Raw genomic sequence first — 10,741 nt, 5'->3', positions numbered from 1 at the left:
ACCAACCCCATGCCCACCGACACGGACCAGGTGGTCGCCGCCCTGCGAGCCTCGCTGCTGGACAACCAGCGCCTGCAGCAGGAGAACCGACGGCTGCGCGACGAATCCGCCGAGCCCATCGCCGTCGTGGCGATGAGCTGCCGCTACCCCGGTGGCGTGCGTACCCCGGAAGACCTGTGGGAGCTGCTGCTCAAGGAACGCGACGCGGTCTCGCCGTTCCCCACCGACCGCGGCTGGGACGTCGAGGGCGGCTTCGACGCCGACCCCGACGCCCCCGGCACCTTCTACGTCCGTGAAGGCGGCTTCCTCCACGACGCGACCGGCTTCGACGCCGGCTTCTTCGGCATCTCCCCGCGGGAGGCCCTGGCCATGGACCCGCAGCAGCGGCTGCTGCTGGAAGCCTCCTGGGAGGTGGTGGAACGCGCGGGCATCGACCCGACGACCCTGCGCGGCAGCCGCACCGGCGTCTACACCGGAGTGATCTACAGCGAGTACGGCTCCCGGCTCGGCCGGGTGCCCGAGGAAGTGGAAGGCTTCCTCGGCACCGGCACCATTCCCAGCGTGGCCTCGGGCCGGATCGCCTACACGCTGGGCCTGGAAGGCCCGGCGGTCACCCTGGACACCGCCTGCTCGTCCTCCCTGGTCGCCGTCCACCTCGCCTGCCAGGGGCTGCGCGACGGCGACACCACCCTCGCCCTGGCCGGCGGGGTGACCGTGATGTCCACGCCCGGCCTGTACGTCGGATTCAGCCGTCAGCGCGGCCTGGCACCCGACGGGCGCAGCAAGTCCTTCTCGTCCGCGGCGGACGGAGCCGGGTTCGGGGAGGGCCTCGGCCTGCTCCTGCTCGAACGGCTCTCGGACGCCCGCCGCAACGGGCACCCGGTCCTGGCCGTCGTCCGCGGCTCGGCCGTCAACCAGGACGGCGCCAGCAACGGCCTGACCGCCCCGAACGGGCCCGCGCAGCAGCGCGTCATCAACGCGGCGCTCGCCCGTGCCGGACTCGCCCCGTCCGAGGTCGACATGGTGGAGGCGCACGGCACCGGCACCGTCCTCGGCGACCCCATCGAGGCGCAGGCGCTCATGGCCGCGTACGGGCAGGACCGGCCCGCCGGGCGGCCGTTGCGGCTGGGATCGCTGAAGTCCAACCTGTCCCACACCCAGGCCGCCGCAGGCGTCGGCGGGGTGATCAAGTCGGTGCTCGCGATGCGGCACGGCGTGATGCCGCGCACCCTGCACGTCGACCGTCCCTCGTCCCGGATCGACTGGACCGAGGGAGCCGTCTCCCTGCTCACCGAGGCCGCCCCCTGGCCGGAGACGGGCCGTCCGCGCCGGGCCGGGGTGTCCTCCTTCGGCGCCAGTGGGACCAACGCCCACGTCGTCCTCGAACAGGCCCCGGCCGACCCGGCGGCCTCCGACGGGCCCGCCACGCCGGAACCGGTACTCCCCGCCGTTCCCTGGATCCTGTCGGCGCGCACTCCGGACGCGCTGCGCGCCCAGGCGACGGCGCTGCACGAGCGGGTGGTGGCGGACCCGGGCCTGAGCGTGGCGGACGTGGGTCTCTCACTGGTGGCAGGGCGTTCGCGGTTCGCGGAGCGTGCGGTGGTGGTGGGGGCGGACCGGGGCGAGCTGCTGGCCGGTGTCGCCGCCCTGTCGCGGGGCGTGGGCTCGGCGGCCGTGAGGGTCGGCGGTGGGCCGGTCCCGGGTCGTTCGGTGCTGGTGTTCCCGGGTCAGGGTTCGCAGTGGGTGGGGATGGCCGCGGAGCTGCTGGCCGGGTCTGCGGTGTTCGCGGGGCGGATGGCGGAGTGCGGGCGTGCTCTGGCGCCGTACGTGGACTGGTCGTTGGTGGAGGCGTTGGGTTCGGAGGCGCTGTTGGCGCGGGTGGATGTGGTGCAGCCGGTGCTGTGGGCGGTGATGGTGTCGTTGGCGGAGGTGTGGCGTTCGTTCGGTGTGGTGCCGGACGCGGTGGTGGGCCATTCCCAGGGCGAGATCGCCGCGGCGGTGGTGGCGGGCGGTCTGAGCATCGACGACGGGGCGCGGGTGGTGGCGCTGCGTTCCCGCGCGGTGGGGGCGTTGGCGGGCCGTGGCGGGATGGCATCGGTGCCCCTGCCGGCAGACGTGGCACGGGAGCGCATCGCCCCGTGGGCGGGCCGGCTCTCGGTGGCGGCGGTGAACGGCCCTTCGTCGGTGGCGGTGTCGGGTGACGCGGACGCGGTGGCGGCACTGGTGGCGCAACTCCTTGAGGAAGGCGTGTGGGCGACTCGCATCGAGACCGACTTCGCGTCGCACTCCTCGCACGTGGAGCAGATCCGCGAGCGCCTGCTTTCCGACCTGGACGGGATCACCCCCCTCGCAGGTGCCGTGCCGTACTGGTCCAGCGTGACCGGCGGCCTGCTGGACACGAAGTCCCTGGACGCTGAGTACTGGTACCGCAACATCCGGCAGACCGTCGAGTTCGAGCGGGCGACCCGCTCGCTCCTCGCGGCCGGGCACCGCGTCTTCGTCGAGTCCGGCCCCCAGCCCGCCCTGATGTACGCGATCGAGGACACGGCTGCCGACGCCGGCGCCCCCGACACGCTGCTGCTCGACACCCTGCGACGCGGGGCCGGAGGACTCCACCGGTTCCAGCTCGCGCTCGCCGAGGCACACGTCCGGGGCCTGCGGGTCGACTGGGAGCGGTTGTTCGCCGGAACCGGCGCCCGGCGGGTGGACCTGCCCGCCTACGCCTTCCAGCGCCGCCGCTACTGGCTCGACGCCGTGCCGGCCGACCGGGACCAGGCGGCCGTCGGCCAGTCCGCCGTGGACCACCCGCTGCTCGGCGCCGCGGTCGAACTGCCCGACGACGCGGGCACGCTCTTCACCGGCCGGCTCTCCCCGGCCACCCACCCCTGGCTCGTCGACCACGCCGTGGCCGGAGCCGTGATCGTGCCCGGCGCGGCCCTCGTGGAGCTGGCCGCGCACGTGGGCCGCCGCCTCGGCTGCGCCCTCGTGGAGGAGCTGACCCTCGCCGCCCCGCTGCTGCTGCCCGACGATCAGGCGGTGCAACTGCGCGTACGGGTGGGTGCCGAGGACGGCACGGGACGGCGCCCGGTGGAGTTCCACTCCCGGCCCGAGGCCGCCCCCGGCTCCGCCGAACGGCCCTGGACCCGGCACGCGACCGGCGCGGTCGGCCCCCGGGAGCCCTCGGCCGACCGGGACGACACGACCGGCCGGGACGACACGTCCGACCGGGACGACACGACCGAACCGGTCGGCACCTGGCCCCCGCCCGACGCGGTCCCCCTCGACGTGGACGCACTGTACGGGCTGCTCGAAGCCCGGGGCGTCGCCTACGGCCCGGCGTTCCGGGGCCTGCGCGCCGCCTGGCGCACCGCGGACGCGATCCACGCCGAAGTGGCCCTCCCCGACGGCCTCCCCGGCACCGGGGCGGACAGTTTCGGCGTGCACCCGGCCCTCCTGGACGCGGCCCTCCAGACGACCGGTCTGCGCGACGGCGTCGCGAGCCCGGAGCCCGCCGACGGCGTCCCGCTGCCGTTCTCCTGGCAGCGGGTCGCGATCGAACCCTCCGACGCGACGGTCCTGCGTGTCCGGCTGCGCCCCGACGGCCCCGACGCCGTCACCGCGCTGATCACCGATCCGTCGGGGAGCACCGTGGCGACCGTCGGCTCGCTCACCCTGCGCACGGCGTCCACCGCCGCACTGCGGGCGTCCTCCGGCTCCGTCTTCCACGTCGGCTGGACGCCGGTCGCTGCCGGGCCCGGTCCGCGCCCGGTCACCCGCTGGGGCCTCCTCGGCCCGCGGGACGAGCGGGTACTGCCGGCCGCCTTCCCCACCGAACCCCCGTCCGCGACACCCGACGCGATGCTGCTGACCTGCCCTCCGTCCGCCGGGACCGTGACTGCCGACACCGCGACTGCCGAGACCGTGACCGCGAACGGTGCGACCGCGGACGCCCCCGCCCGGGACGCGGACCCCGCGGCGGTGCACGCGGTCGCGTCCGGGGTCCTGGACCGCCTCCGGGCCCACCTGGCCGACGACACCACCGCCCGGACACCCCTGGTGGTGCTCACCAGGGGTGCGGCCGGCCCGTTCGGCGCGCAGCCGCAGCCGGCGGACCTCGGCGCGGCGGCCGTCTGGGGCATGCTCAGGGCCGCTCAGCTCGAACACCCGGACCGGTTCGTGCTGTTGGACGTCGAAGGGCCGGACGCTGACGGTCTCGGCGACGCGCTCGCCGACCTGCTCGCCACGGGCGAACCGCAGGCGGCCCTGCGCGGCGGCGCCCTGTACGCGCCCCGACTGGTGAGGCCGCCGGCCACCGCCACGAACGCCACGAACGCCACGAACGCCGCCCCCGCGTCCACTCCCGCGCCCACTCCCGGGACAGCGGCCCGGCCGGCCGGCGCGTTCGGACCGGCCGACGGGACGGTCCTGCTGAGCGGCGGCGGCGCTCTCGCGGCCGTCCTGGCGCGCCACCTGGTCGCCGCGCACGGGGTGCGCCACCTCCTCGTGCTGAGCCGCCGCGGCGCCGACGCCCCCGGCATGCCGGAGCTGACGGCGGAGCTTTCCGGGGCCGGAGCGGAACTGACCGCCCTCAGCTGTGATGTGTCCGACCGTCAGGCCCTGGCCACCGCCCTGGCAGGCATCCCCGAACACCGTCCCCTGTGCGCCGTGGTCCACACCGCCGGAGTGCTCGACGACGGTCTGCTGGACGGGCTGACGGGGGAGCGGATGAGCAGCGTCCTGCGGCCCAAGGTCGACGCCGCCCACCACCTCGACCGGCTGACGCGCGGAGCGGACCTCGCCGCGTTCGTCGTCTTCTCCTCTGCCGCGGGCGTGCTGGGCAGCCCCGGACAGGCGTCCTACTCGGCCGCCAACGCCGCGCTGGACGCCCTCGTCGCGGAACGCCGACGGCTCGGGCTCCCCGGCCTGTCCCTGGCCTGGGGGCCCTGGGAGCGGGTGAGCGGGATGACGGCGGAGCTCGGCGGCGCCGAACGGCGGCGCATCGACCGGCGCGGCGCCCGCGGCCTCTCCGACGAGGAGGCCATGGCCCTGCTGGACAGCGTGTGCGTCCCGGACGCCGCCCCGTCGGCAGGCGGGAGTCCCGTCGTCCTGGCCCACCTGGACCTGACCGTGCGCGGCGACGGCCCGGTGCACCCGATGCTGCGCTCCCTGGTCCGCCGCGGCCCGACCGCGACGACCGGGGCGAAGGGGACGCCGACCGCCGCCGCAGCGCTCCGGCATCGGCTCGACACCGCCGCCGACGAACAGGGACGTGAGCTGGTCCTGCGCGAACTCGTCCTCGCCGAGGCCGCCGAAGTCCTCGGCCACAGCGACTCCGGGGCGCTGTCCGCGACGGTGCCCTTCCTCTCCGTCGGATTCGACTCGTTGACCGCGGTGGAGCTGCGCAACCGGCTGGCCGCCGCCACCGGACTGCGGCTGCGGCCCTCCGCCGTCTTCGACAGCGGCACCCCCGCCGCGCTCGCGGCGCGCCTCGCCGCCGAGGCCCGGCCGGAGGACACCCCCAGGGCCGGAACGGCACCCGCGGCCGGAACCCCCGCGGCCGGAGCCTCCGTGTCCGGCACCGACGCCGTCGACAGCGACCCGGTGAGCGTGCTGTTCCGCCAGGCCTGCGCACTCGGCCGGATCGACGAGGGCATCGCCCTGCTCAAGAACGCCTCCGCCCTGCGCCCGGCCTTCCACCGCGGCGGCGACCTCGCGGCCGCCGGCACCGGCCCGCGGCTGCTGCGCCTGAACGAGCGAGCCGACGCCCCCGTACTCGTCTGCTTCGGCTCCGTCGTCGCGCTCGGCGGCGCCCACCAGTACGCCCGCTTCGCCGCCCGCTTCCGGGACCGCTACGCCGTGGCCGCCCTGGACGCCCCCGGATTCGTCCCCGAGCAGGAACTGCCCGCCGACATGTCGGCCCTGCTGGACTTCCACGCGACGACACTGCTTCGGGAACTGCCCGGACGGACGCTCGTGCTGGCCGGCTCCTCCTCCGGCGGCACGCTCGCCCACGGAGTGGCCGCCGCGCTGGAACAGCGCGGCGAGGGCCCGGCGGCCGTGGTGCTGCTGGACACCTACCTCTCCGACAACCAGGGCATCACCCAGTTCAACGACGTCCTGCTGGGCGGCATGTTCGCCCGCGAGGACCGGGCGGCCCCGATGGACGGGACCAGGCTGACCGCGATGGGCGGCTACTTCCGTTTGCTCGACGACTGGAAGCCCCCGGCGGTCCGCGCCCCGCTGCTGCTGGTCCGCGCTTCCACCCCGCTCGGTCGCCCGTCGGCCGAAGCGGGCGACTGGCGCTCGACCTGGGCCGGCGCCGACAGCGTCGTCGACGTCCCCGGAGACCACTTCTCGATCATGGAACAGCATGTCGCGACCACCGGCGACGCCGTCGCCGGCTGGCTCGACAGCACCCTCCGCACCCCCGGTGCCCGGTGAAAACGAAGGAGAAGCCGTTGACCACGGCCCCGTACGACGATTCCCCCCCGCGACAGGCCCTCACCGTGCTGGGAGCCGGGGTGATGGGCGTCGGAATCACCGTCCTCGCCCTCGGACACGGCCTGCCGGTCCAGCTGGTCGACATCGACCGCGAACGGCTCGACCGGGCCGCGGACCTGATCGACGGCGAACTCCGGCTCGCCGAACTCATGGGCGCCCTGCCCGCCGGGACGCCCCTCGGCGCCCTGGCCACCGGCACCTCGCTCGAGGCCGCCGCCGGAGCCACCGCCGTCGTCGAGGCGGTCACCGAGAACGCCGCGACCAAGGCCGCCGTCCTGTCCGAGGTCTCCAAACTGGTCCGGCCCGGAACCCTGCTGATCACCAACACCTCCTCCATCCCCGTCGACGAACTGGCCGGGGCCCTGGAACGGCCGGAGGAACTGGTCGGCACCCACTTCATGAACCCGCCCTACCTGATCGGAACCGCCGAAGTGGTCCGCGGCGCCAGGACCGGGGACGCCACGATGGCCGCCGTGGCGGCCCTGCTCACGACCCTGCGGCGGCGCGCGGTGGTCGTCCGGGACGCGCCCGGCTTCGTGACCAGCCGCATCCTGCACCCGATGATCAACGACGCGGCCCGGGTCGTGGAGGAGGGAACGGCGACCGCCGAGGACGTCGACGCCCTGATGCAGGGCTGTCTGGGACACCCCACCGGCCCGCTGCGCACCGCGGACCTGATCGGCATCGACAACCTTGTCGACTCCCTCACCGTGCTCCACGAACGCACCGGCGACGACGGCTGCCGCCCGACCGAACTGCTGCTCCGGCTGGTCCGCGAGGGGCGGTTGGGCCGCAAGTCCGGACGCGGCTTCTACGACTACGCCTGAGCACCCCACCTGTTCACCCCGACGAGGAGAAGGCCATGACCGCAGCGAACACGCCCGACACCCAGGACCTGGAGAAGGAACTCCTGGGATTCCTGGAAGCACGCACCGGAACCGCCTGGGACGCCGACACCGACCTGTTCGGCGCCGGCGGCCTGTCGTCCCTCTTCGCCATGCAGGTGGTGGTGCACCTGGAGAAGACCTACGCCGTCGCCGTCCGCGGCGCGGACCTGCGGCTGGACAACTTCCGCACCGTACGGCGGATGGCGGAGCTGGTGGACCGGCTCCGGGTGTCCGCCGCCGGGGGCCGGCATGGGTGAGGACCTGAGCGGCGCCACGACCTCCGTCACCCTGCGGGTCGGCGACCGGGCGGGGGAGTGGGACCGGACCGGCCTGATCCCGCTGGACCTGCTCCGCGAACTCGGCGCCGAGGGCAGGCTGTGCGCCGAAGTCCCGGAGCAGTACGGCGGCTGGGGGCTCAGCAGCACGCGCAGCGGCGCGTACACCGCTCACGTGGGCGGCCTGTGCAGTTCGCTGCGCAGCGTGATGACCTCCCAGGGCATGGCGGCATGGACCGTCCAGCGCCTGGGCACCGCCGAGCAGTCGGCCGTCCACCTCCCCCGGCTGACCGGCGGCGCACTGGCGGCGGTCGGCTTCAGCGAGCCCGGCGCCGGCAGCGACCTCGCGGCGATGACGACGACCGTCCGCCGCGACGGGGACGCGGTCGTCGTCGACGGGCACAAGAAGTGGGTGACCGCCGCCCACTACGCCGACCTGCTGGTCGTCGTCGGCCGCTACGAGGACGGCGCGGCGGCCGTCGTGGTGCCCGCCGACACGCCCGGCGTGCGGATCGAGCGGATCGCCGACCCGCTCGGCTGCCGCGCGGCCGGGCACGCCGACGTCCACCTCGACGGGGTGCGGCTGCCGGCCGACAGCGTCCTGGGCGGTCACGGACTGCCGCCCGCCCTGCTGGTGACGACCGCGCTCGCCTACGGGCGGATGTCCGTCGCCTGGGGGTGCGTGGGCATCCTGCGGGCCTGTCTGGCGGCGGCCACCGCGCACGCCGCCGGACGGGAGCAGTTCGGCAGGCCGCTGGCGGAGCACCAGCTCGTCGCCGGACACCTCGCGGACCTCTACACGGCCGAGCAGGTGGCCACGCGGGTCTGCGAGCACGCGAGCCGGTGCTGGGACGAAGGGTCGCCGGACCAGGTGGTGGCGACCGTACTGGCCAAGCACGTCAGTGCGACCCAGGCCGCCCGGGGCGCAGCGACGGCCGTCCAGGTACTGGCCTCGGCCGGGTCCCGGGACGGGCACGCGGTGGCCCGGGCGTACCGGGACGCCAAGCTGATGGAGATCATCGAGGGAAGCAACGAGCTGTGCCGGCTGATGCTGGCACAGCACGCCCTCGCCGGTACGGGGGCACCGTGACCGGGCCCGCGGACGCGACGACGAGGAAGGACGACATGGCCGAGATCGTCAAGTGCCTGGTCTGGGACCTGGACGACACCCTCTGGCAGGGCACCCTGCTGGAGGACGGCGAAGTGCACCTGCCGGACGAGGTGCGCAAGGTGGTGATCGAGCTCGACTCGCGCGGCATCCTCCAGTCCGTCGCCAGCCGCAACGACCACGAGCACGCCTGGGCCCGGCTGGAGGCGTTCGGCCTGGCCGAGTACTTCGTCCTGCCGGAGATCGGGTGGGGCGCCAAGTCCGAGTCGGTGCGGCGGATCGCCGACCGGCTGAACTTCGCGCTGACGGCCGTCGCCTTCGTCGACGACCGGGCCGCCGAACGCGCCGAGGTGGCCTTCCACCTGCCCGACGTACGGTGCTACCCGGCCGAGGAGGTCCTCGGCCTCCCCGAACTCGCCGAGTTCACCCCCGCGACCAGCACCGTCGACTCCCGGCGGCGGCGCCGGATGTACCAGGCGGGCTTCCGCCGGGAGGCCGAGCGGGCGGCCGCCCCCGGTTCCGACGAGGAGTTCCTGCGCTCCCTGGACCTGCGGATGCGGATCGGCCGGGCCACCGGCGAGGAGCTGTCCCGGGTCGAGGAACTCACCCTGCGCACCAGCCAGATGAACGCGACCGGGGTCCACTACCCGGACGCGGTGCTGCGCGGCCTGATCACCGACCCCCGGCACGAGGTCCTGGTGGTCACCCTCACCGACCGCTTCGGCCCGCACGGCGCGGTCGGCGTCCTGCTGCTGGAGCGGCACCCGGGTCTGTGGCACCTCAAGCTGCTCGCCACCTCCTGCCGCGTGGTCGCCTACGGCGCCGGTGCGACCCTGCTGAACTGGCTGGCCGACACCGCCGCCCGGTCCGGGGCCCACCTGGTCGCGGACTTCCGGGCGACCGACCGCAACCGGATGATGGAGATCGCCTACCGGTTCGCGGGCTTCGAGGGCCTGGACGAGGCCCCGTGCCCGTGCGCGGCCGTCCTCGACCCGGCTCCGGAGGGCACCGGGCTCCAGCGCCTGCACCTCGCCCCCGGCCCGCGTGTGGTGTCCACCGTCATCGACGTGGACGCACCCGACCTGAGCGTGCCGGAAGGGGGCCCGGGAACGTCGTGACCGCCGCGGGGCCGGCGCTCCCGGGCCCCGGGAGCGCCGGCCCCGGCCCGCCGTCCTCAGCGCTTGCGGACGAGCGTGATCCCGTCGGCCATCACCAGCAGGGACAGCTCCACCCGGGGGTCCTCGTGCAGCAGCCGGTTCAGAGCCCGGACCCCGGCGGTCTCCGGGTCGACGGCGGCCGGATCGACGACCCGGCCGAAGAAGAGGGTGTTGTCGACCACGATCAGTCCGCCGGTGCGCAGCAGCGCCAGCGAAGTCTCGTAGTAGGAGACGTAGTTGGTCTTGTCCGCGTCGATGAACACCAGGTCGAAGCTCTCCGGCCCGCGCTCCGCCAGCAGCGCGTCCAGGGTCGCGGTGGCATCGCCGATCCGCAGGTCGATCCGCGAGTCGACCCCGTCCCGCTTCCAGAAGTCGGAGCCGATGGCCGGCCACCGGTCGTCGATGTCGCAGGACACCAGCACCCCGTCGGCCGGGAGCGCGCGGGCCATGCACAGGGTGCTGTAGCCGGTGAAGGTGCCGATCTCCAGCACCGCCCGCGCCCCCGTCAACCCGACCAGCAGAGAGAGCAGTTGGCCCTCCTCCGCCATCACCTGCATGGCGGTCCCGCCCGGCAGGTCCGCGGTGGCCTCCCGCAGTTCCCTGAGCAGATCGTCGTCACGGAGGGAGACCTCCCGGACGTAGGCGAGCAGGTCGTGGGTGGTTTCTGTCTGGTGGGCCATGGCGCGGGGGTCCTCTCGAGGCAGATCGGGACGGAGCAGATCGGGACGGAGCAGATCGGGCCGAAGGAGATCGGGCCGAAAAAGCGTCGCGGGCAGGGGAACCGGGCGGCCGGGTGCCCGTCACCGGGCCGCC

Annotated in this window: 6 protein-coding genes; 5 read left to right on the top strand and 1 reads right to left on the bottom strand. The window is 74.7% G+C overall.

What is annotated here, in order from left to right; genetic code table 11:
* Nucleotides 1–9 precede the first annotated feature (9 nt).
* Genes BLU95_RS01440 through BLU95_RS01420 form a run of 5 tightly spaced genes read left to right on the top strand, consistent with a single transcriptional unit; the run spans nucleotide 10 to nucleotide 9,889 of the window.
* Nucleotides 10–6,441, top strand: coding sequence for a type I polyketide synthase (locus tag BLU95_RS01440; protein ID WP_093858291.1), 6,432 nt, complete (start codon nucleotides 10–12; stop codon nucleotides 6,439–6,441).
* Between the two features lie 17 nt (nucleotides 6,442–6,458).
* Nucleotides 6,459–7,328 (top strand): 3-hydroxyacyl-CoA dehydrogenase family protein, encoded by an 870-nt coding sequence (locus BLU95_RS01435; protein WP_093858290.1) that lies wholly within the window; start codon nucleotides 6,459–6,461, stop codon nucleotides 7,326–7,328.
* Nucleotides 7,329–7,363: 35 nt separating this feature from the next.
* Complete coding sequence (locus tag BLU95_RS01430; RefSeq protein WP_093858289.1) at nucleotides 7,364–7,645, top strand: acyl carrier protein; 282 nt, start codon at nucleotides 7,364–7,366, stop codon at nucleotides 7,643–7,645.
* Nucleotides 7,638–8,753, top strand: coding sequence for an acyl-CoA dehydrogenase family protein (locus BLU95_RS01425; protein ID WP_093858288.1), 1,116 nt, complete (start codon nucleotides 7,638–7,640; stop codon nucleotides 8,751–8,753). Before BLU95_RS01430 ends, BLU95_RS01425 begins: the two co-directional genes overlap by 8 nt.
* Before the next feature lie 35 nt (nucleotides 8,754–8,788).
* The gene (locus tag BLU95_RS01420) at nucleotides 8,789–9,889 is read left to right on the top strand and encodes an HAD-IIIC family phosphatase (protein WP_093858287.1); all 1,101 of its coding nucleotides are present in this window, start codon (nucleotides 8,789–8,791) and stop codon (nucleotides 9,887–9,889) included.
* Nucleotides 9,890–9,945: 56 nt separating this feature from the next.
* Here the strand turns inward: BLU95_RS01420 and BLU95_RS01415 are convergent, their stop codons facing one another.
* The gene (locus tag BLU95_RS01415) at nucleotides 9,946–10,608 is read right to left on the bottom strand and encodes a class I SAM-dependent methyltransferase (protein WP_093858286.1); all 663 of its coding nucleotides are present in this window, start codon (nucleotides 10,606–10,608) and stop codon (nucleotides 9,946–9,948) included.
* Nucleotides 10,609–10,741: the final 133 nt, after the last annotated feature.

The organism is Streptomyces sp. TLI_053, assembly GCF_900105395.1.
Lineage (GTDB): Bacteria > Actinomycetota > Actinomycetes > Streptomycetales > Streptomycetaceae > Kitasatospora.
This window is presented reverse-complemented; position numbering and strand designations above follow the sequence as displayed.

Excerpts from the sequence above, each read along its gene's own strand:
- BLU95_RS01440 (WP_093858291.1), top strand. The coding sequence starts at position 10 with ATGCCCACCGACACGGACCAGGTGGTCGCCGCCCTGCGAGCCTCGCTG.
- BLU95_RS01430 (WP_093858289.1), top strand. The coding sequence starts at position 7,364 with ATGACCGCAGCGAACACGCCCGACACCCAGGACCTGGAGAAGGAACTC.
- BLU95_RS01425 (WP_093858288.1), top strand. The coding sequence starts at position 7,638 with ATGGGTGAGGACCTGAGCGGCGCCACGACCTCCGTCACCCTGCGGGTC.
- BLU95_RS01420 (WP_093858287.1), top strand. The coding sequence starts at position 8,789 with ATGGCCGAGATCGTCAAGTGCCTGGTCTGGGACCTGGACGACACCCTC.
- BLU95_RS01415 (WP_093858286.1), bottom strand. The coding sequence starts at position 10,608 with ATGGCCCACCAGACAGAAACCACCCACGACCTGCTCGCCTACGTCCGG.